Annotated in this window: 4 protein-coding genes; all 4 read left to right on the top strand. The window is 60.7% G+C overall.

Annotation, left to right across the window (positions count from 1 at the left end):
* A partial coding sequence (locus DOM57_RS21910; RefSeq protein ID WP_162619628.1) for a hypothetical protein occupies positions 1–562 on the top strand: 562 nt, incomplete at its 5' end.
* Between the two features lie 62 nt (positions 563–624).
* Positions 625–852 (top strand): helix-turn-helix domain-containing protein, encoded by a 228-nt coding sequence (locus tag DOM57_RS21255; RefSeq protein WP_110651694.1) that lies wholly within the window; start codon positions 625–627, stop codon positions 850–852.
* On the top strand, positions 852–1,436 hold the full coding sequence (locus DOM57_RS21250; protein ID WP_110651692.1) for a hypothetical protein: 585 nt from the start codon (positions 852–854) through the stop codon (positions 1,434–1,436). Before DOM57_RS21255 ends, DOM57_RS21250 begins: the two co-directional genes overlap by 1 nt.
* Positions 1,429–2,347 (top strand): S49 family peptidase (locus DOM57_RS21245; protein WP_239496370.1); only part of this gene is annotated, 919 nt, incomplete at its 3' end. The genes DOM57_RS21250 and DOM57_RS21245, both read left to right, overlap by 8 nt.

Genomic DNA, 2,347 nt, shown 5'->3' with positions numbered 1-2,347 from the left:
CTGTGCCACTACAGTGCCACTACACACCCGGGAAAACCATCCCGACGTTTACGCCACTCTTCTCGACGATTTGAGACGTAAAGACTTCAAGAATGAAGTGAGCACCTCGATTTATGCATCGTCTCTCTTGAGTGAAGCGAAAAGTGCCAGGTTGCTGGCCTCCGTTTACCCGTCTCTCGATGAAGCGGAGCGAGTACGGGAATCTAATCGAATAACTCAGGATGAAAAGCGGGAGGCTTCGAGACGGGGTGGGAAGCAACTTATGCCGCATTATCGATGGGCTTTTGATTATATCAAAAGCGTATGGCCTGACATCGCCTATGACGACTCTCGCAACTTGCTCAGCAAGCGAAAGTTAGTGCATACACTGATCGATAAACTTCTCCCAATGGAGCTAGATCGTCTCAACGACTTGCCTAATCCAGAGGGAGTCAGTCGGCGTATCCCCGGTGAGAAAGCGCTCGCCGGCAATGGTGCTCGCAAGCCCGGCTGGCTAGCCGAACTGGGTTATCGCGAGCTGCCCAAGCATTTCGAGGACTCCCCCAACTCACTAGGAGGGTAACTCCCTCGCTTCGTTTGCGGCGATTCTCTAGACGTCCACGCAGATACCTAGGGATAACCGCAATGAACTCGATTCAATCTCCCCTCGTAGACCTCCTGACCCCTGAAGATGCCGCCCAGCATCTGGGCGTCTCGGCACACACTCTCGCCACCTGGCGCAGCACCGGTCGTCATGCACTGCCGTATGTGAAGGTCGGCGCGCGCGTCCGCTATCGCCGCACCGACCTGGATGCCTGGCTCAACTCACGGATGCATGAGCATACCGGCCAGAGCTGGGAGGCGCGCCCGTAATGCATGCTCTCCGCTACCTACCACCTCATGCCTCTGGCAGCGCGCTGCGCCACATCATGGGCATGATTCACGATCCCTATGCGATCAGCTTTCGCCTGGTCGATCCTGAACAAAAGGATGCGCCTTTCCCCTGCCGCCATTCCGCTATCTACGCCGTCAGCCTACACCCCGCGCTTGGCATTGCTCAGTTCACCAATCCCGAGGGCCTGGCTCTGCCCCTGACACTCCAGGAGTGTCAGCGATCAGCATTCGAACAGGAGATGGGCCGTGCCTATGGACGCAAGCTGGGACAGCTGCGCGGCGCCGGTCAGTTCGCTGTTCGCCTTGAGGACTTCGGCAGCGGGCAGGCTCTACTGCGCCGGTCTCTTGGCGGGAAAGCGTTGCTCGGTCGGTGGTCCGGATTCGTGACCTACTACCTCTCCCCTCCAGCCGAGAGTGTTCGGTGGCTGCAAGACGGCCCCGCTAGCGACGACCCGCAATCGGTCGCTGAGTGGCGGGAAATTTTCGACGAGCGAGAGGCCGTCAGGGAATGGCTACTCGGCCCCCAGCCGGACGACTCGGCATGGGTGACTCATCATGGCTAATGCGCTCGATCTGGTATCCAGCCGCAACTGGCTCATCACCGCCGAAGGCCTGGAGACTCTGATGACCGTGGCCCAGCGCCACGGCGATGTCGAGGCGCTGGAGACACGTCTCGGCCGCAAGCTCGACAACACTCGGCACGTCACCGTGCGCGATGGCGTCGCCGTCATACCGGTCACTGGACCGATTTTTCGCTACGCCAATCTGTTCACCGAGGTCAGCGGAGCGGTGAGCACACAGATGCTGGCGACGGATATTCAGACCGCGCTGGACGATCCCGCCATTCGCGCCATCGTGCTGGATGCCGATAGCCCCGGCGGCGAAGCCACTGGCATCAACGAGCTGAGCGACCTGATCTACAACGCCCGTAGCCAGAAGCGCATCGTCACCTATGTCAGCGGCATGGCGGCTAGCGCCATGTACTGGATCGGCAGCGCCGCGGGGGAGATCGTCGTCGACGATACCGCTCAGCTCGGCAGTGTCGGCGTCGTCATGACCCTTGCCATGGCGGCCCAGCGGGACGGCGCGAAGACATTCGAGATCGTCAGTAGCAACGCTCCCAACAAGCGCCCAAGCCCCGAGACCGAGTCCGGCCGCGCCCAACTACAGGCTCGCGTCGACGAGTTGGCGTCGGTGTTCCTCGACAAGGTTTCGCGCAATCGCAGTATTCCTCGTGACCAGGTCAACGATCGGTTGCGCCAGGGCGGCATCGCGACCGGCGCGATTGCGGTGGAGGCCGGCATGGCCGATCGCCTCGGCTCGCTCGAATCCCTCATTGCCGAACTGGCCGGCACCTCGACCTCTGCCAGCAATTCCCAACGGAGACTCAACATGACAACCGTACGCACGACAGCCGAATTTCGGGCCGCCCTCTCCCGCGGCGTCGATCCCAAGACCATTGTAGTGGTCAAGT

It is taken from the genome of Salinicola peritrichatus (genome assembly GCF_003206715.1).
Lineage (GTDB): Bacteria > Pseudomonadota > Gammaproteobacteria > Pseudomonadales > Halomonadaceae > Salinicola > Salinicola peritrichatus.
The sequence above is the reverse complement of the archived record's forward strand: the minus strand, read 5'-3'. Positions and strand labels throughout refer to the sequence as shown.

Excerpts from the sequence above, each read along its gene's own strand:
- DOM57_RS21255 (WP_110651694.1), top strand. The coding sequence starts at position 625 with ATGAACTCGATTCAATCTCCCCTCGTAGACCTCCTGACCCCTGAAGAT.
- DOM57_RS21250 (WP_110651692.1), top strand. The coding sequence starts at position 852 with ATGCATGCTCTCCGCTACCTACCACCTCATGCCTCTGGCAGCGCGCTG.